Annotated in this window: 17 protein-coding genes; 1 reads left to right on the top strand and 16 read right to left on the bottom strand. The window is 34.3% G+C overall.

What is annotated here, in order from left to right; genetic code table 11:
* Positions 1–55: 55 nt before the first annotated feature.
* A complete protein-coding gene (locus FYJ55_RS04370) occupies positions 56–3,220 on the bottom strand; it encodes a DEAD/DEAH box helicase (protein WP_154555802.1) in 3,165 nt (1,054 codons plus the stop codon).
* A 90-nt stretch (positions 3,221–3,310) separates the two neighbouring features.
* Between FYJ55_RS04370 and FYJ55_RS04365 the strand changes: the two genes are divergently transcribed.
* Positions 3,311–3,727, top strand: coding sequence for a GNAT family N-acetyltransferase (locus FYJ55_RS04365; protein WP_154555801.1), 417 nt, complete (start codon positions 3,311–3,313; stop codon positions 3,725–3,727).
* Here FYJ55_RS04365 and FYJ55_RS04360 read toward each other — a convergent pair.
* The 15 genes from FYJ55_RS04360 to FYJ55_RS04290 form a co-directional block, all read right to left on the bottom strand.
* Complete coding sequence (locus tag FYJ55_RS04360; RefSeq protein WP_154555800.1) at positions 3,724–4,953, bottom strand: pyridoxal phosphate-dependent aminotransferase; 1,230 nt, start codon at positions 4,951–4,953, stop codon at positions 3,724–3,726. The genes FYJ55_RS04365 and FYJ55_RS04360 overlap by 4 nt on opposite strands.
* A gap of 2 nt (positions 4,954–4,955) precedes the next feature.
* Positions 4,956–6,029, bottom strand: coding sequence for a chorismate mutase (locus FYJ55_RS04355; RefSeq protein ID WP_154555799.1), 1,074 nt, complete (start codon positions 6,027–6,029; stop codon positions 4,956–4,958).
* A 187-nt stretch (positions 6,030–6,216) separates the two neighbouring features.
* Positions 6,217–6,375, bottom strand: a complete 159-nt coding sequence (locus tag FYJ55_RS04350; protein WP_154555798.1) for an ATP-binding protein — start codon at positions 6,373–6,375, stop codon at positions 6,217–6,219.
* Between the two features lie 87 nt (positions 6,376–6,462).
* Positions 6,463–8,235 carry an oligoendopeptidase F gene (gene pepF / locus FYJ55_RS04345; RefSeq protein WP_195836660.1) on the bottom strand — a complete coding sequence of 591 codons (1,773 nt, stop codon included), beginning with the start codon at positions 8,233–8,235 and terminating at the stop codon, positions 6,463–6,465.
* 550 nt (positions 8,236–8,785) lie between these two features.
* Complete coding sequence (locus FYJ55_RS04340; RefSeq protein ID WP_229771075.1) at positions 8,786–9,529, bottom strand: copper homeostasis protein CutC; 744 nt, start codon at positions 9,527–9,529, stop codon at positions 8,786–8,788.
* A complete protein-coding gene (locus FYJ55_RS04335) occupies positions 9,513–10,634 on the bottom strand; it encodes a Sapep family Mn(2+)-dependent dipeptidase (protein WP_154555796.1) in 1,122 nt (373 codons plus the stop codon). Before FYJ55_RS04335 ends, FYJ55_RS04340 begins: the two co-directional genes overlap by 17 nt.
* 1 nt (position 10,635) lies before the next feature.
* Positions 10,636–11,595, bottom strand: coding sequence for a N(4)-(beta-N-acetylglucosaminyl)-L-asparaginase (locus FYJ55_RS04330; RefSeq protein ID WP_154555795.1), 960 nt, complete (start codon positions 11,593–11,595; stop codon positions 10,636–10,638).
* A 12-nt stretch (positions 11,596–11,607) separates the two neighbouring features.
* A complete protein-coding gene (locus FYJ55_RS04325) occupies positions 11,608–12,270 on the bottom strand; it encodes an MmcQ/YjbR family DNA-binding protein (RefSeq protein WP_154555794.1) in 663 nt (220 codons plus the stop codon).
* Complete coding sequence (locus FYJ55_RS04320) at positions 12,257–12,922, bottom strand: nitroreductase family protein (protein ID WP_154555793.1); 666 nt, start codon at positions 12,920–12,922, stop codon at positions 12,257–12,259. Before FYJ55_RS04320 ends, FYJ55_RS04325 begins: the two co-directional genes overlap by 14 nt.
* Positions 12,923–12,931: 9 nt before the next feature.
* Positions 12,932–13,819: a hypothetical protein gene (locus FYJ55_RS04315; protein WP_154555792.1), complete on the bottom strand. Its 888-nt coding sequence runs from the start codon at positions 13,817–13,819 to the stop codon at positions 12,932–12,934.
* Between the two features lie 107 nt (positions 13,820–13,926).
* Positions 13,927–15,028 (bottom strand): peptide chain release factor 2 gene (gene prfB / locus FYJ55_RS04310; RefSeq protein ID WP_195836659.1). Its coding sequence is split into 2 segments (ribosomal slippage): positions 13,927–14,955 and positions 14,957–15,028, totalling 1,101 coding nucleotides; the frame shifts between segments, so codons are not numbered across the junction.
* Complete coding sequence (gene secA / locus FYJ55_RS04305; RefSeq protein WP_154555790.1) at positions 15,028–17,424, bottom strand: preprotein translocase subunit SecA; 2,397 nt, start codon at positions 17,422–17,424, stop codon at positions 15,028–15,030. Before secA ends, prfB begins: the two co-directional genes overlap by 1 nt.
* A 98-nt stretch (positions 17,425–17,522) precedes the next feature.
* Complete coding sequence (locus tag FYJ55_RS04300) at positions 17,523–17,999, bottom strand: S-ribosylhomocysteine lyase (RefSeq protein WP_154555789.1); 477 nt, start codon at positions 17,997–17,999, stop codon at positions 17,523–17,525.
* Positions 17,987–18,973 (bottom strand): A/G-specific adenine glycosylase, encoded by a 987-nt coding sequence (locus tag FYJ55_RS04295; protein ID WP_154555788.1) that lies wholly within the window; start codon positions 18,971–18,973, stop codon positions 17,987–17,989. The genes FYJ55_RS04300 and FYJ55_RS04295 overlap by 13 nt, the downstream gene beginning before the upstream one ends.
* A gap of 20 nt (positions 18,974–18,993) precedes the next feature.
* On the bottom strand, positions 18,994–19,956 hold the full coding sequence (locus FYJ55_RS04290) for a type I phosphomannose isomerase catalytic subunit (RefSeq protein WP_154555787.1): 963 nt from the start codon (positions 19,954–19,956) through the stop codon (positions 18,994–18,996).
* Positions 19,957–20,275: the final 319 nt, after the last annotated feature.

Below are 20,275 nucleotides of genomic sequence, written 5' to 3'. Positions count from 1 at the left end.
ATTTTAACGCACTTTCATAAAAAAGAACTATATATTTCAAAAAATTATATAGTTCCTATTCCATAGAGAATAAATCCCTCAATTCTTCCTTGGATAAAGTCGAAATGCCACCATTTGAATTTTCGACAAATATATCACTCATCTCTTTTTTGCGCTTCTGCATCTCATAGATTTTCGCTTCTATTGTGTTCTTCATCAACAACTGATACACTAACACATTCTTTGTCTGACCAATACGATACGCACGATCTGTTGCTTGATTTTGCGCACTCACATTCCACCAAGGATCATAATGAATCACAGCTTGTGCCTTAGTCAGATTTAGCCCAGTTCCACCAGCCTTTAATGAAATTAAGAATACGTCCGAATCATCACTCTGAAAAGCATCTACTTCTTCCTTACGCTTCTTTTTATCAACTGCACCCGTAATCATATGGTATTTGATACCTCGCTGATTAAACTCTTCGATAAAGGAATCAAAAATACTTGTGAAACTTGAAAACAACAAGACTTTCTTACCATTCTCTTTTAATGTCTCAATCAATTCAAGACACATTGTAAACTTTGTACTCTCACCCTTATAGTTTTCATATAACATTCTTGGTTCGCAACAAATCTGACGAAGACGCGTCATCATCGCGATGATCAAAATAGAATCCACTTGTTCCAATTCAAATTGTTGCTGAAGCTGCTCATTGACTTGGGCAAGATTTGCAAGATACAACTGTTTTTCCTGTGGACTAAAGTTTAACCATATATCTTTCTCAACCTTATCCGGTAAATCCTTCAACACTTGTTTTTTCGTTCTACGCAAAATAAATGGCGACACCAACTTTTGAAGTTTGGACTGTCTGTCATCATCCCCCATCTGAATGGGTTTCTCAAAATTCTTTGTGAAATAATTCAAACTATATAGATAGCCTGGCAACAAGAAATCAAAGATACTCCACAATTCACTTAAACTATTCTCAATTGGCGTTCCTGTTAATGCCAAACGATGTTTACTTTTTAAAGCCTTTACACTTTGCGCATTCTTTGTCTTAGGATTCTTAATAAACTGTGCCTCATCTAGAACAATATATTCAAATTCCATAGGCATATACAATTCAACGTCCCTACGCAAATAATCATATGTCGTAATATAGAGTTCGTGATTTTCCTGAATAATCTCTTTACGAACTTCTTGCGTTCCCGTAACACAAACAGCGTCCACACCAATCTTAAACTTTTCAATTTCTGACATCCAGTTATACATAAGACTACTTGGACATACAATCAAACTCGGTTTATCCTTTGAAACAAACTGTTCATAAAACACCAATACCTGAATAGTTTTTCCAAGCCCCATATCATCGGCAAGAATTCCATTTAAATTCATGTTTTTCAAATCATACAACCATTGAATGCCCTGCTGCTGATACGTGCGCAATAAAGATTTATACTCATCCTTCAATTGAATCGTTTGTTCTTTCACTTTCATTAATCGATCTGTATATTCTGTAACCGAATCATCATTACGAACATCCAATTCTGAATCCACATCCATTAAATGGAAAGCCTGATATGCTGGTTTTTCAATTGTTCCCTTCTTGAAATCCTTAGTCGTTAAATTCATTGTAGAAGCCAATTCATTCAACTGTTCTAAACCTGTATCTTCCAAATCAATCATTTCACCATTCTTTAACTGATAAAACTTTTTCTTCCTTCGATACGCATTTAAAATATGCGATAATTCATCTGCGTTCACATCACTATCTAGTTCCATCTTCAATAAATCATTTTGAACATAGGCCTTTACACTTAAATTCATACTGCGACGATTCTTTAAACGTTTCAATTCCTCAGACACATACACATCCGCTTGTTTTTGAATCAAAGGAATTCCATAATCCAAAAAATTATATAACGCATCACTTCGACCTTTAAATACAGCCTTATTATCTTCAATCTTGATCGCATAATGCGAAATAATTGCTTCTATACTAGCGATTTGGTTGGAATCTGTATTTGTGAAGAAACTTTTTTTTTGATTATTTTCTAGATAGTTTCCCCATACAATCATATTCGCATTTTCAAGATCTGAATACACACGAATATTCTCAATTACAGTCGCATATTTTTCTACATCTACATTCGTTTCTAATTGAATATAATCCATATATGGCTGCAAGCATTGTAAGTAAAAAGCTCTAAATTCACTTTTTTTAATCAACCAACCATCTTCTTGCGAAACATTATATGCAAGTGAAGCTAAAAAGCCATCCGCATCCAATGTATATCGCGTAATATTTTTATAATCCACTACATAGAAATGTTTATTACCAATTGTAAAATTATCATCCAAATCCACATTGAGTTCGAAACAATCATCATATTCAACCAATTTTATAACTAATTTTATATCTTTTTCATCCGTTTTAAATTCGGTATAGTCACTAGGCAAAGATACATTTAAATCAAAGAAATCATCCAGACATTCCGAATAGATTTCCCCGTCTTTTTGCCAATCTTTTGAAAAAGTATATTTCATCAAAAATGAATAAATCATTTGACTTGGCTCATCCAAATCTTCTGGATTTAAATAAATCTGTGTGTTTTTCCCAAAAGATTCCAATTTCTTTTCAAAAAAGCCTCGCATTAAAGCTTGAATATTCTTTACTGTATATGCACGATTCACTTGAATCTTTAATTTAAATGCCGTCTGATCATAATAATACGAATTTGAAGAATGCAACGTCAAACGAATTCGATTCTCATTTTCCTTAAAGAAATTGTTAACTTTATCTTCTTGTTTTTCTTTTAGGAAATCAAATGCCGCCTGATTCAAACTATGAATTCTACGACGCTTTCTTTCCAATTCTTCCTGACGTTTTTTTTCTTCAATATATTGTTGATACTCCACGCAAAACGGAAAAGTCTGGGGATTGATCGCATTAATGGCACGCACTACACTTACTAAATGCACACACCCTTTATGTGTCTCTTGTGAGCAAGTACAATTTGTAGTTAATATCGTACCATATTCATTCACTCTAAAGTTAATAATTTCCTCATTCCAACGCGTTTGAATAATAGCCTTTACTTCATAATATAAAATCCGATCATGCACTTTTTCAATTGAAATACGCTCAATCTTACCTGCATAATAAGGATCATTTGCCTCATAATATATCCATGAATTTTTAATAAAACGATTTAGAGACTCTTCAAAAATATGCATACGCAGACCACCTAACTTTCTTTTTATTATATCACAAATTTGACTTTCTATTTTTGAGTTGTTAATGTATCAGAAAGAAAGAGGAATAATATGAACACAAAAATTTTTACAACCTTACCACAAGATGCCAAAGACATACGTATTGAAGTATTCATGAAAGAACAAGGCTTTAAAAACGAATTTGATGAAATCGACACTATTAGTCATCATATCGTTGTCTTTGACGAAGGAAAGCCAATCGGAACATGCCGATTCTTCAAAGAAAACAATCATTACACTATTGGAAGGGTAGCCGTATTAAAGAAATATCGAAACCTGCATATTGGTAATTCACTACTTGAAAGTGCCGAAAATGAAATCAAAAAATTAAATGGAGACTTAATCGTAGTACACGCACAAGTTCGTATCTGCCCATTCTATGAAAAACAAGGCTATATTCAGTTTGGTCAAATTGATGATGATGAAGGAGTACCACATGTGTGGATGAAAAAAAAGATACAGTATTAAGCTACTGTATCCAAAATATCCTTCATCTTTTTTGCGAGTCCCTTTGTCTTTTCAACCGATAAAGAACAAATCGCAACACGAATACCCAAATTTACTTTGACGGTAAAAATGTTGTTTTCCATTAATGCCTCATGGAATTTGTCACGTGTTTCATTATCCATAGATAAAGTTACGAAGAATCCTTCTTTGTAAGGATAATGTTTTAATCCCACTTCATTCGCTTCTTTGACAAATATATCTCCACGTTCTTTTAATAAATTTACATAGTGCAATCTTTCTTGATCATACGCATCTTTATGATTGTCTAATACATCTACAAATGTAGCCATAGCTCCATTGTTGATATTTGACCAAGTCGCACGCGCATCCTTTTCAAACACAATCTTTACTTGTCGAACTGCTTCTTTTTCTTGTCCTAACACAATGGCAGCTCCACAACGAAGACCATAACTTGTCATTGATTTTGATAAACTAAATGCGACGATTACGACAAAATTTTTCTCAATTTGATCAAACTGCGCAAAGTATTCTTTCGCCTTTTCTTGTCTAGAAGAAAAATCAATGTACGCAATATCATTCAACAATACTACGGCATGTGTTTTTGAACATTCATTCAAGAAAGAGATTACTTCTTTCCATTCGTCTTCACTCAAAGAATAACCAGTTGGATTGTGACAAGGATCATTGATCACAATGACTAAACGATTTTGTTTTTCCATCACATTTTTACATGCTGATTTAAAGGAGTTTAAATTAAAGTGATCTTCTTCAAATAAACTATATTTTTCCACATTCAGATTGTGCATCTGCGCCATTAGTGCATAAGAACCCCATGCGATTTCTGGCAAGACAACTGTTTGTCCCTCATCTAGACACTCTTGTAAAGTCATACCAACGGCACCGGTTCCTCCAGGTGTTGCGATAACTTCATGTTCTAAGTGTGAATTTCCATTCAATACCCAGTCATATACTTTTTGTCTAAAGTCTGGATTTCCTGTAAAACTAGCTGCATAGGCTGCCAATACTTTATTATCCAAGTTTTTTAATGAACTAAATACACTGTCTAAGGCAACCAAAGTTCCCTCTTCATCATATAAAGAACCAATTGTCGCATCTACAACATTTTCACTTCCCACCTTAGCCTTAGCCTCTTTTGCCTTGGCAACAATTGAGAATACAGTATCTACAATTGGTGTTTGATTGACACTTTCCTTCACAAAATTCATACTTATTTTTCCTCCTTTAAAGTATATGCTCCCAATACTTTTACACTTTCACACACAGACTGTACCTCTCGAATACAATCATTTGCCTTTGACATATCCCCTTCAATTTCGACAAAGAAGAAATACTCAAAAGGTTTATTTTTCATCGGTCTAGACTGAATACTTTCCATATTCAATCCATTCTCGGCAATACAATCAATGATCTTTGCCAAAGCGCCACTCTCATGTTTAACCGATAGAACCATACTAAAGCGATTGCCCTGCATTTGTGGCTTTAATCCAATTACTAAAAATCGCGTTGTGTTAGTCGCATTTTCTTGAATGTTTGTAGCCAACACCTTTAAGCCATACAACTCTGCATTTTCCTTAGCACCAATAGCTGCTTTATGCACATCCTGTTGTGCTGAAATATATTGAGCTGCCATCGCCGTATTTGGATAGGCCACCGTTTGTACATTTAATTCCTTTAAAAATTCTTTAGACTGTGAAAGTGCTTGATCCTTTGAATAGACCCACTCCACATCTTTTAATGTACTGCCCGGAATTCCAAGTAAACATTGTTCAATCTTTTGATCATAAATTGACTGAATATACACTGGATATTCCATTAATAAATCTAAGACTTCTCCAACCAATCCAGAATTCGTATTTTCAAAAGGAATCACACCATATTGTACGTCTGAATGGACAACCATTTGAAAGACTTCCTCAAAACTAGAAACGCCCACTTTTGGATTGGAAGGAAACAACTTCTCGCTCACCATATGCCCAAAGGCACCTTCAACTCCACAATATCCAACTTTATCATGCGACTGCAACGTTCTTTGATAGACCTTCGATTCTTTCATAATGAACTTTATAAAAGACTCATAATATTCTTTATAATCTGGATTCTGAATAAACTGCAGATTCTTTTCAATTACAACCTGCTCTCTACCTGAATCTAGAATTGGTAAATCATTTTCTATTTTATACGCAATCACATCCTTAACTGCATCCAATCGTGCTTCATACAGCTTAGCCATTTCACGATCGATCGCATCTATTTGTGTACGTGCTTGTTCCAACTTATTCATTAGTTCACCTCGTGAATATCATACCATAGTTTTCAGATATTTTCTGAAAATGAATGATATAAATCATCCAACGTATAAAGAATAATAGTTGAATCATCCGTTAAATCAAAACCAGATTTCGAAAAAAAGCTGAAAACCAGTTACATACGTCATTCATCTCATGACTAAAGTCACGAGCGTTCTGACTTTAACAGTAAATATATTCTCCATCAAAATCTTCGATGGCCTTTTTGATCAATTCTGTTTTTCCGATTCTTCTTCGTCCATATATCAATACAGATTCTTGTCGTTTCGATAAAAATACGCGATTTAAAATCTTAAGCTCATTTTCTCTACCTACAAACATAAGTCCTCCATTTTTTGTCATTTATTTTTTACTAATCTTTATCTGACTAAAAATAGCACTAAAAAAAATAGAAAGCCAAATTACTTTCTACTTCATAATACTCTCAAATTCATCAATTAAAGAATCAAACAATTCAATCGCATCTTCAATTGGTTTTGGACTTGCCATATCAACTCCAGCCATACGCAATAATTCGACTGGAGACTTTGTACATCCTCCCTTTAAGAAAGATAAGTATGCTTCAATATCAGCTTGTGTTCCATGGAGCAATTTTTGTGATAGAGCCATAGCTGCACTAAATCCTGTCGCATATTGGTATACGTAGAAATTCATATAGAAATGTGGAATACGAGCCCATTCCATACTAATTTCATCATCCACAATCACATCTTCTCCATAATAGAATTTGTTTAAATCCGCATAGATTTGATTCAATGTATCACTTGTCAAAACTTCGTTGTTCGCTGTCTTTTCATTGATAATCTTCTCAAATTCTGCAAACATACACTGTCTAAATAATGTAGTTCTAAATTGTTCCATAAAGTGATTAATCAAATAAGCCTGGAATTTAGGATCTGAATTTTGTTTGCGCAAATAATCCATCAATAAAGCTTCATTACAAGTACTGGCAACTTCAGCCACAAATATTTTATAATGACGATCTAATGGAGCCTGATATTTTGTAGACATATAGGAATGCATCGCATGCCCCATTTCATGAGCTAAAGTAAATTCTGTATCTAAAGAATCCGCAAAGTTCATCAACACAAAAGGATGTACTCTTTGTCCACTAGAATATGCGCCTGAACGCTTTCCTTCATTTTCATATACATCGATCCAACGCGAATTCAATCCTCTTTCATACACCTTGGCATATTCAGTTCCATACAATTGAATGGAGTGTAAGACATCTTCTTTAGCCTGCTCAAAAGATACAGGAACATTACATTCATTGACCATAGGCACATATAGATCATACATATGAAGTTTCTCTTTCTTCATAACTTCTTTACGTACTCGCATATATTTATGTAAAACATGGATGTTTTTATGTACCGTTTCAATCAATTGTTCATATACTCTTGGTGAAACATTATTCGCATCGACTGCACATTCTAAACTCGATGCATATTTACGTGCTGTACTATTAAATTTCAACTGATTTGTCTGTCCATTTAAACAAGCAGCTAAAGTATGAATCATAGAACCATAGCCTGCATAAAAATTACGATATGCACTCTCTCTTAGCACTTCATCTTCCTGCTCTAACATATGGATAAATGTACCTGTAGTTAAAGCGTGCTTATTTCCTTTTGAATCAATAGCATCTTCAAATTTTAAATCCGCATTGTTCAACATTCCAAAAATCGAATAAGGCGTGTCTTGCATCAATGAACTGGATGCCATTAATTTTTCTTCTGCTTGAGATAATACGTGTTCTTTTAAACGACATACTTCTTCTAGATATACACGATATCTTTCTAAGATGGGTTCAGATGCATAAAAGGACTCTAAATTTTCAATCTGCATGATTTGCACGTCACTAAAAGATAGCTTAGTAAAAACTTCAACCGCTAATGCATTGGCTTTTCCTTTTAATTCTTGATGATGGGCATCTGCCGTATCTTGATCTGACAACAAAGAAGAATATCCTAAACAATCATCTAATAGACATGTTAATTTTTCATATCCCTTTAAAAATGATAATAAGTTGGATGCATCATCCAATTTTCCATCGTATGCACAAAGCTCATTTCCTAATTCTTTACAAGTATCTAAGCAAGCTAGAAATGCTGCTTCATCTTTAAATATATCTTCTGTTTTCCAAGTGTTTTCTATTTTTTGTTCATTACGCTTCATGAGTAAACAACCTCCATTAATACGTCTATTGTAGCACATCTACATCATTTCAAGCGAAACTAACCGAATATCATTATTTTTGCGTATTCTATCGCATCTTCTGTAAAGCCAGATTTATAAAATGCCAATAAACTTTATTTTTATATTCAAGAAAAGACTTTTTCAGTCGTCCGATAACATTTCAATAACCACTCCATCTTTCTGAATCATTCGGTATCCCGATCCATTCAGTCTTTATCGATGGATTTTTTATTGTATACTTTTTTTCATCCATGATCTATGTGTCTATTATCCAGTAGCTTTCAAATGAATCATGTACGATTGAATCATTCTTAGAAACCACTCGCGACAAACCAATTAAATTTGCTTTTTGAGTCCCTTCCAACTCTTCGACGCCCATAGATTACCGCATACTGAAATTCATTCGTTGAATACATTTTTTCTAATTTTGTTAATTCGTTTTCTCTACCAACAAACATACAAGATTTCCATTTACTAAGTTATGACTTACTTAGTTATAACTTAGTACAAGAAAAGACGGGAACCCGCCTTACTTGATACTATTTACTAATTTTGTAACCAACTCTACGTCCACTACATCATAGTCATTTTCATGTGGACTTTCTAAGTAACTATATGAAACACCATTTTTTGTTGTGGTTGTATCTGCTTTATAATTCTTACAAGATGAATGCACCTGATATACGCCTGTATAATTCATCATCATTTTTGCGTTTTCTGCATTCATTCCACTGCCAGGAAGAATCTGAATCTTATCACCATATTGATTATTCAATACTTTAATTAAATCAATACCTTCCATAGCTTTTGATTTTTGTCCACTTGTAAGTACGCGATCCGCCCCTAAATCAATCAATGTTTCAATGGCTTCAAATGCATCTGGCGTAACATCAAAAGCTCTGTGGAATACAGCTTCCTTATTGTATGAATGAATCAAGTCGATCATTCTTTTTGTGTCCTCTTCACAAATTGTGCCATCCTCATTTAAAAAACCAAACGCAATTCCATCAGCACCATGATCCAAAAGAATCTTGGCATCTTCAAACATAATTTCTACATCTTCTTTTTCATAACAGAAACCAGCAGCACGCACACGTACCATGCAAATAACTGTTAAGTCTGTTTCTTTTTTTACACGAACTAGACTTGCGACACTTGGTGTTAAGCCACCAACACTTAACGCACTATTTAATTCAACCCTTTTTGCTTTACCCTGATATGCAGCTATACAATCTTGATAACTACCTGCACATACTTCAATCATTCTCTGCATTAGCCAACCTCACTATACTTAATGCGTATATTTTCGCATTCAAAATCAAATCACTACGATCCATCCATTCATTCGGATTGTGCCCAATGCCCTTTTGTCCAGGAAAACTAGGTCCAAAAGGAACTATATTTGGCATGATCTTCGCATAAGTTCCACCCGTAGTTGTAACTGGCGTACCATCCATGCCTGTTACCTTTTCATAAGTCGCCTTTAATGTTTGACATAAGAATCCATTTTTATCAAAATAAACAGGATCATAATTATGTATACATTCTACTTGTAGTCCTTTGCTTAATTTAGATTTGATTGTCACCTCTATTGTATCATTACTAATACTTGCAGGATAGCTAAAAGAGAAGTCAAAGCTAAGTTTTCCTTCTAAATCCACCAGCTTTTTATTGCTCATCTGTATTTTACCAAATTCAGGATCTTCAATATTTAGTCCCAATTTATTTCCAAATCCATTATCCGATAAAATATATTCATTAATAAATTGATTAAATACAGTTTTATTTTCAATAGCCGCACTCACACGGTAGGTACTTCTTCCTCTTTCCGCATATACAACCGGATATTTACAATCGGGTGTCCAACCCATAATAGGTGGTTTTCTGACTTTAAGAAAATGTGTTAAATCTTCAAATCCCGTTTCTTCATTCGTTCCAAACAAAATATAAACAGGACGCTTTAACTGAATTTTCAATTCCTTTATGGCATATAATGCGTATAAACAAGACAAAGTCGGTCCTTTATTATCTAAAATACCGCGGGCAAAGATTCTACCATTTTCATCTTCATAAGCTGAGAACGGAGGATGATTCCATCCTTCTCCTACAGGTACAACATCTAAATGTCCCATAATGCCAATATAGTCTTCTCCTTGACCATATTTGGCAATACCCACCATATGATCGACGTTTTCTGTATCAAAACCTAATTCACAAGCTAATTTCAATGCTTCTTCTAATGCTTTATTTACGCCTTCTCCAAAAGGCATACCTGGCTTAGCTTCACTTTGTACACTATCGATTTGAACAACTCTTTTGATTCCTGAAATCATCTCTTCGCTGATTTCATCGATTTTCTTTAATAATGCCTCTTCCATTTTATTTCCTTATTAATGGAGCTGTGCGCGTAGCCATATAGTTGTCCATCCATTCTTTACTTGCGACTTCAAATGTGCATTTTCCATCCTCATCATGATTTACTAAATATACTGTTGGGGCTTGTTTTTCAGTTGCCACTACAAAACTAAAACCTTCAATATTTGTAGCGCAACCCCATTCACCCTTATTATTCATCGCAATCAAAGACATGTCTCCAGCTTTCCCTCTTCTTCGTTTTAATTCTAAATCAAAATCGTGTACAGCCTTTTCACACGCTTGTTGAGGATGCATGCCTTCTTTCATTAGGCGAACGATTTCATAAGAAACACAGCCCTTCATAACATCTTCCCCTAAACCTGTAGCACTCGCTCCTCCGACAAAAGAATCTACATAGAATCCAGAACCACATACAGGCGAATCGCCTAGACGTCCTGGATGTTTCATGAACAATCCAGAAGTACTTGTAGCACTTGTCATATGTCCTGCAGTATCTAGACAAACCATACCTACTGTGTCATGTCCTGAATATGGTTTTAATTCCGTATTTGTGATTTCTTTTGTACGATTGTGATAATGAATCTTGGCACGATCTGTAAGCATTATTTTTCTTTCAAAGCCATGTCTTGAAGCATATTTTTCAGCGCCTTGACCAATTAGGAAGTTATTGGCATCATAGTGCATTAGACTACGTGCAATACTAACAGGGTTGGCAAAATCTTTAATGCCTCCAACACATCCAAATTCTAGTGTATCCCCATCCATAAAAGCAGCATCTAATTCCACTTCCATTTCTTCATTTGGAAGTCCTCCATATCCTACACTTTTATAGTATTCAAAATCCTCTACAGCTTTGATTGCTTCTTCAATCGAATCCGCTGCACTTTTGTTATTTTTTAACATAGAATCTGCTTTTGAAATTCCTTCTAAAGCCATTCTCCATGTTGCGATAATTCCGTACATATCATTCTCTCCTTATTTTGTTAAATCAAAACTACACGTTACAAGTTCCATTACTTTTTCATCCCTTATTGTATCGTCTAGTACAACTGAAATCCATGTTTTATGATTCATATGAAAGGCCGGATAAATACCGTCTATTTCATAAAGTTCATCTCTTTTAGAAGTATCTATCTTTAAATTGATAATATTCAACTTTCTATTATCTCCATTTTTTAATAGAGCATCCCACGTCACATACATAATAAGGGAAAACCACTTATTATTGTCTAAATGACGAAAAACACCATTGTCATCCTTCCATGGAAAATCTGGTTTTACTCCAAAAGTTTGAAAAATCCGATTCGCTAAGCGATTCGCTTGATCATCCGCAAAGAATACGTCTGTACAACATATATCCGCAATTCTTTTTAATATGGCTTTATAAGCATCACGAACTCTACAAACAAAATCCCCATCAAAGGATTCTATGCGTAGTGGCATATATTCTTCATTACTGAAATTATCAATGACTTTACCTTTTAAAACATCCGATATTTCAATGACAGCTTTAAAATCTCCATCCATAAAATCTTCTGAATAAATATATGTGTTATTCTCAAAACAAAACCCAAATTCTTTCAATTTTTCAAAATCAAATTTCTTTTTTAAAAAGATTTCATCTTCAATTCGTATCATATGAACTCCATTCAAAATTTTCTTTTCCTGCACCAAGCTCAAAGAAATATTTTCCTATCCCCAAATCGACTTGTGACAAAGTTCCACTTTTTACTTTAAAGCTCACTTTATTACCCACACCACTCACTATATATGGTTGTCTATTTAAAGCACTTGGTGCTAATAATAAAGCTTTGATACCCGCGTTAAACCAATCTGGAACCACTCCTTGGTAATGGCTAATTTGATCAGCTGTCTTTGATTTGTGCGGTACACCCTGTGTTTTTCCATATCCAATCGCAATGACACCATTGACTCTAACATCTTTATCATCTAAATGTTTAAGAGCATTCTTACCATTAAACATGCCTCCACACCACCATGTATTTAGCCCAAGGCTTTGGGCATACAAAATTAAGTCAGCACCACAATAGCCTATCTTTTCATCTAAACTTGAACATTCTTTGCCTGCAAGAATGATATAGTTTTGTACTGTATTATTCGACATAATTTTAGCCAAACTAGAAATACCATCTGAGTTGTTTATCACGAGTTTCAATGTCAAATCATACAATTCATTGTTTTGTTCAATACGTGCATTTAATAAGCTTATTAAATCAACATCTAATGGTTTATCTAAATATTTCCGTACTGTGTGTCTTTTTTCAATCATCATTTTCTCCTAAAATAAGTCTAGCATTGCATCTAAATACATTGCTTCACGAACATGAATTTGGTATTGTGGTTTTACCATATAGTAAAGAATAAATTCTAATAATAGGGCACTTCCTAAATCTCTTCCTTCGATTTTAAAATTTGAATAGCCCATAGGGACATAGATATTTAAAATATCCTCTAAACTAATAAATGCAGGATTTTCCATCACTCTAGAAAAACAATACCCTTCCTTAGAAAAAGGGGCCTTACATACATGATCCATACAATCAATGCCTAGATTTTGTCTAGAAACCGATTTATAACATTCCTTACGATCTTTACATCCATACCAGCAACATTCGTTACACAGAAATTCTACCTTTGGCTTATATGATTCAGATAGCGAATTCAACTTTTCTAATTGTTTATTCAATCGAAAATCAGGGACTACATATGCAAAGTCTGGATTTTCTACTTCCTGCTTAAAATCATTAAAATCCGTTAATACTTTTGTGGTTGAAGATACAAAATATAGATTTGGATATTTAGATTTCAAATATTTCATCAATACATCTGAATGAATAATAATCCCATTGTTTAAATCTAAATTCAACAATCGACACAATTCATTGCATTTTATATCGGACAAATGTTTTTCTTCAATCAAAGAATTACTAAATGTAAGACGTGAAGATATATTATATTCTTTCATCAAAGCGAATACTTTTTTTGGATCACAATCTGCATAACTGATGCGTCCACCAGACCATATACAATCAGATGGCGAACCATAAATAGAGCCAATCTTACACCAGTCATAGAAGTATTCTGTTTTATTTTTAAACAGGGGCAAAAACTTTTTATAGAATTCATAGAATTCAAATAAGCCCGGTAAATGATAATATACATTCATATTCTTAACCTCTTGATAAGAGTATTTTACACTTTTATGAGGGAATAATTTAAAACAATTACACTTTTATGAGGGATATAGAAAAAATCCAACCTTTCGATTGGATTTTATTGAATTTGTGATTTTAAATACGCAAAGATGAATTCATCAAGATCTCCGTCTAATACAGATTGAACTTGACTTGTTTCATATCCTGTACGAACATCTTTGACTAAGCTATATGGATGCATGACATAGCTTCGAATTTGGCTGCCCCATTCATTAGCGGACTGTACACCTTTAATTTGAGCAATCTTCTTTTCTTGTTCTTCAATTTCTAATTGATATAAACGAGATTTTAAGACACGCAAACATTCTTCTCTATTTTCATGCTGACTACGTCCATTTTGACATGTAGCCACAATACCTGTTGGCTTATGCACCATACGTACGGCACTATCCGTTTTATTGATATGCTGCCCTCCAGCACCTGAAGCACGTTTTGTTTCTACCAGTAAATCTTCTGGCTTGATGTCAATTTCAATTTCATCATTGAATTGAGGCATAACATCTAAACTCGCAAATGAAGTATGTCTTCTAGCTCCTGAATCAAATGGCGAAATACGAACTAAACGATGTACTCCTTTTTCTGATTTCAGATAGCCATAAGCCTTATCTCCTTCGACAAGGAAAGTTACACTTTTAATACCAGCTTCATCCCCTGGTAAATAATCTAGAACAGTTACTTTAAAGCCATGTTTTTCAGCATATCTTGTATACATACGATACAACATGCTTGCCCAGTCACAAGACTCGGTTCCACCAGCTCCAGGGTGAATTTCTAAAATGGCATTGTTTTGATCATATTCATGACTTAATAAGACTTGGATTTCAAAATTCTCGAATTTCTTATCCATATCCGCATATTCTTCTTCGGCAATCATCATCAGTTCTTCATCAAATTCAGACTTTAATTCATCAGCCGTATCATTTAGTGAAGTCAATTGTAAATCTAATTCTTCATAACAATCCACAATATCTTTTAATGCGTTTTTTGCACGAATCACTTGTTGAGCTTTTTTTTGATCTTGCCAGAAATCTGGTTCTAAAGTTTGTTTATCATATTCTTCAATCTGTTTATTTTTACTAGATAAGTCAAAGTGACTCACCTAAAGAATGTAATTTCTCTAGGTGAGTACTCACTCCTTGTTTCAATTCATATAGTTCCATTAAGCTGCATGCTCCTTACGAATACGAACCTTTAATAAGAAGAATGTGATTTCACGATCAATTCTTTGATTCATTTCTTCAAACATATCGAATCCTTCTTGTACATATTGTTGTAGAGGGTTATTTTGTGCATAAGAACGCAAATAGATTCCACTACGCAATTTATCCATCATATCAATATGGTTAATCCAGTTACGGTCAATATTACGTAACACAACTGTCTTTTCAAAAGGCAAGAATTGACGCTTAACATCTTTGATTTCAGCTTCATATTCATTCCAAATCTTATTTACACAATATTCTTTAACTTCATCATAAGACTTTCCTTCAAGTTCATTTGCACGAATCGCCTTATCTTCAGCCATACCCATCATTTCAATAGATTTAACAACACCAGCAACATCGATTGTTTGTTTCTTTTGATCCGATAAATTAGCTTGTAAAGTTTGTTCAATCGTTTTTTCAAATACAACACGAACCATATCATGCACTTCGTCTGCCTCTAAAATACGATTGCGCTGTGCATAAATAATTTCACGTTGACGACGTAATACATCATCATAATCTAACAATTGTTTACGCATATCGAAGTTATATCCTTCAACACGTTTTTGAGCCATTGTGATTGATTTTGTAACTGCCTTTGATTCAATTTGTTCATCACCCATTTTTTCAAATAGCTTTTGTAGCTTGTCGCCACCAAAACGAACCATCAATGAATCTTCTAAAGATACATAGAAACGTGAGAATCCAGGATCTCCTTGACGACCAGAACGTCCACGTAACTGGTTATCAATACGACGAGATTCATGTCTTTCACTACCCAATACAGCTAAACCACCTAATTTACGTGATTCTTCTGTTAATTTAATGTCGGTACCACGACCAGCCATGTTTGTCGCAATTGTAACTGATTTTGGGCGACCCGCCTTTGCGATGATTTCTGCTTCACGAGCATGGTTTTTCGCATTTAATACTTCATGAGGAATGTGTTCCTTATTTAATAATTGTGAAATAACCTCACTTGTTTCTACCGCAATCGTACCAACTAGAACTGGTTGTCCTGTTTCATACAAACGTTTTACTTCACGTACCAATGCAGCATATTTATCTTTTTTATGTGCATAGATTTCATCAGGAAGATCCTTACGAGCTATTGGACGGTTTGTAGGAATAACAACAACTTTCATATTGTAAGTTGATAAGAATTCTTCTTCTTCAGTTTTTGCGGTACCCGTCATACCAGCCAATTTTTCATATAGACGGAAGAAGTTCTGGTATGTAATTGTCGCCAAAGTCGAAGTTTCTTCTTTGATTGGAACCCCTTCTTTAGCTTCAATAGCTTGGTGTAAACCATCTGAATATGCACGTCCTGGCATCATACGACCTGTAAATTGATCAACGATAACAATTTCTTTTTCATCACTAACTACATATTCAACTTCACGCATCATGATGTAGTTTGCCTTTAAAGCCTGGTTAATGTGGTGAACAAGTTGAGTGTGTTCAATATCGTAAAGGTTTTTGATCTTAAAGAATTTTTCTGCCTTATGAACACCATCTTCACTCAACATGATCTGACGTGTCTTTTCATCAATATCATAATCTCCAGAAATCAAAGTTTTTTCATGAGTAAACTTATCTGTTTCATATTCTGGAGCTATTAAAGTCTTCACAAAACGATCCGACTGAATGTATAAATTTGCGGTTTGTTTTTTACCACCTGAAATAATCAATGGTGTACGACTCTCATCAATTAATACAGAGTCAACTTCATCGATTACAGCCATGTGAAGTCCACGCATTACACGGTCTTCAACTTCTGTGACCATGTTGTCACGCAAATAATCAAATCCAAGTTCTGAGTTTGTTGTATATGTAATATCACATGCATACGCATCACGTTTTTCTCTTGGTTTTAAATCACGTGTATTTACACCAACAGTTAAACCTAAGAAACGATAAATTTCACCCATCCAGGCAGCATCACGACCAGCCAAATATTCATTGACTGTGATTACATGAACACCTTGACCTGCAAGTGCATTCAAATATACACACATTGTAGCTGTTAAAGTTTTACCTTCACCAGTCTTCATTTCTGAGATATCACCTTTGTGCATCGCAATCGAACCCATAATCTGAACTTTATAAGGTTTTTCGTTGATTACACGATAAGCAGCTTCTCTAGCTGTTGCGAACGCTTCAGGAAGAAGATCATCTACCGTTTCTCCATCCGCAATTCTTTTTCTATATTCATCCGTTTTTGCACGCAACTCATCATCCGATAATGCCTGCATTTCTGGTTCATATTTCAATACTTGATCTGCAATCTTTTCTAATGCAGATAATTCACGTTGTTCTTCTGAAAATAATTTTCCAAAAATTCCTGCCATAATATAAGTTCTCCTTTTAAAGACTATACTATATTTTAACATAGAAACGACACGATAAATAGGGCAACTCAAATAAAAAAAGAGAATTTTACATTCTCTTACACATTTTTTCTTTCGAATGGGTCGCAACTCATTCCCTTCTCTAAAATTTCTTTTGCCCATTCCTTAGCACCAAATAAAGAATGATCTTTGTAGTTACCACACTCTTTTTCTTCTGTACCCGGAACATCTTCCCATTCTGTAGTTGTGATTAGCTCTAAAGCTTCTTTTACGGCAATCGCAACATCTTTGCTTGAATGTTTTCCCCATGCTAAAAGGTGAAATCCTGTACGACATCCAAATGGTGAACAATCTAAATACCCAGTAATTCTAGGACGAAGATATAATGCGAACAAATGTTCCAAAGTATGCATAACCCCGGTTGGTATCTCTTGTCGATTCGGTTGACATAAGCGAACATCAAAATTTGATACAATATCTCCGTTGGGTCCTTTTTCTTCACTTATCAAACGCACATAAGGCGCTTTTACTTTAGTATGATCTAAAGTAAAACTTTCAATTTCTACTTTTTCCATAAATACTCCTTTACTTGTTTCATAAACGGCATAAACGCACTTGGTAACGCGATATGCTCTTCTATTTCTTCAATTGTTTTATAATTTGAATCTTCCCTATCTACTATACACAACGTCGCATCCATATGCCACTCTACATGTGAAAAAATATGTATATAAGGTTTTAATTCAATACTTTCTATAATATGTTCTGGTTTCGTTTCATCAAAGCCATAGAGTCCTGCCAACAAACCGGTATCCGCTCTTTTTACAACATGAACCTTATTTTGATGTATCCAAACATACAAATGTTTATACTCGATTTTACGTGCCCTTTTCTTTGGCTTGTAAGGCAAAGAAGCAGGATCTGAAGCTTCGCAATATTTTTTGATTGGACAAATATCACACCTTGGACTTTTTGGAATACAAATAAGTGCTCCAAGTTCCATCAACGCTTGATTATAGTAAGAAATCTCTTCTTTTGAAGGAAGGCTTTCATCGACTAACATTTCAATCTGCTTCTTCACACTTGTCTTGGTAACATCCTCACAAATATCATACAACCTAGAAAATACACGAATCACATTCCCATCGACTGCACTTACTCTTTGTCCATACGCAATGGAAGCTATGGCACCTGCCGTGTATGGGCCAATTCCTGGTAATTTTAATAATTCTTCTTTTGTGAAAGGCAATTTCCCATTGTGTTTTTCAACACATTCTATGGCACATTTCTTTATATTTTTACACCGCGAATAATAACCTAATCCTTGCCATAACTTATTTAGCTTTTCATCATCACACTTTGCGACACTCTCAATATCCGGTAACATCTGTATCCACCTTTTAAAATATGGAAGCATAGCCTCAATACGAGTTTGTTGGGCCATGATTTCACTGATCCATATTTCATAAGGATCTTTCTTTAAACGAAATTCTAAAGGACGATGATTTTTAATATACCAGTCTATTAAATCTTTTTGAAATTCTTTCATAACTAAAAAGAAGCAGGGGATTAAACCCTGCTATATATCCATTGGCAGTTCCCTGTGATTTTTACATCACCACTATTCGCATCAATAAATACAGAATCTCCTTTATTTACTTCTAAAGTTGTACCATCATTTTCAATCGTCGCATTACCCTCAATCAACAAGATAGAACCAAAACTTTCATCATCAACATGAAGCGTTGTTGTACCGTTCAATGTAGACTCATATGTAGTAAAGTATTCGCAAGTTGCTAAAGGTACAGTATCACAATCCCCATTCTTTTCTTCAGGACCACATGGTTTAAAATCAGATTCAATCGGACTTAGATTTGAAACATCAATCGCCTTTTGAATATGTAATTCACGAGGTTTACCATCTTTTCCAACACGACCAAAATCATAAACACGATATGTTGTATTTGAATTTTGTTGGATCTCACAAATCTGAATTCCTGCACCAATCGCATGAATTGTACCAGATTTTATAAAGAAAACATCTCCCTTATGTACTGGAACCGCTTTTAACACGTCTAATAAAGTATTATCATGAATTCGACGTTCAAATTCTTCTTTAGTAATTTCTTGGCTTACCCCAAAGTATAAAAATGAATCTGGTTCACAATCTAAGATGTACCACATTTCTGTTTTTCCATATTCATGCTCAACACGAAGCGCATATTCATTATCAGGATGAACCTGAATTGATAATGGTTGCTTAGCATCAATAAATTTAATTAAGATTGGAAAAAACTCAAATGTGTTTCCCTTCGTTCCTAAAACGCCTTTTCCTTTTTTCTCTAAATATTCAGGAAAAGACAAACCTTCATATTCCCCACTAGCTACAATACTTGGACCATCTGGATGCACAGACAATTCCCAGCTCTCCGCAACTGGATCCATATCTGTTTTTTTACCATAGTTTTCTTTTAGTTTAGTACCACCCCACAGGTAGTCTTTAAATGCAGGAGTTAGTTTAACAATTGACATTTTATGTACCTCACTTCTAGTTCTATTATAGTTAGTTATTCATATAATGTCTACTTCTTCACACTTCTTTAAACAACGTCTACATCAAGACTAAATATCATTATCTAAATGATATCAATCCTGCATATATCTATATTTTTTTAAATTATCTAGAAGATGGATGCGAAATCCACATCCATCTATTAAACTCTATGGTACTACGTCAAGAAAAAGGACTCATAAAATAGATAAATTTTAAATTCTAATGTTTTGAATAATAATTATTCTCATATTGATTTGGTGATTCATAACCGCAATGGCTATGGATTCGTATCGTGTT

It is taken from the genome of Holdemanella porci (assembly GCF_009696075.1).
Classification (GTDB): Bacteria; Bacillota_I; Bacilli_A; order Erysipelotrichales; family Erysipelotrichaceae; genus Holdemanella; species Holdemanella porci.
This window is presented reverse-complemented; position numbering and strand designations above follow the sequence as displayed.